Annotated in this window: 1 protein-coding gene; it reads right to left on the bottom strand. The window is 64.4% G+C overall.

The features are described from left to right. Positions 1–219, bottom strand: a 219-nt coding sequence (locus tag KW824_RS20885) for a VCBS domain-containing protein (RefSeq protein ID WP_218410919.1), incomplete at both ends; no start/stop codon positions are given.

The raw sequence follows: 219 nt of genomic DNA, 5'->3' as shown, positions 1-219 counted from the left end.
CCGCGGCATCGTTGACGCCAGTGATGGTGATGGTGACGGTGTGCTCGGTGCCATCCACAGACTGCACGGTGAAGGTCTCGACCTTGGTCTCCCCTTCGCCCAGGTACTGCACCTTGCTGTTGTCGACCTGGTAGGTCCAGGCCCCGCCTTCGGTGATGGTCAGGCTACCCAGTGCGCCAGCGCTCGGGGTGCCGTTGCCAGCCAGGAACTTGGCCTCGT

Origin of the sequence: Aeromonas sp. sif0611 (assembly GCF_019218845.1) — a bacterium.
In the GTDB taxonomy this organism is placed as follows: Bacteria; Pseudomonadota; Gammaproteobacteria; order Enterobacterales; family Aeromonadaceae; genus Aeromonas; species Aeromonas media.
This window is presented reverse-complemented; position numbering and strand designations above follow the sequence as displayed.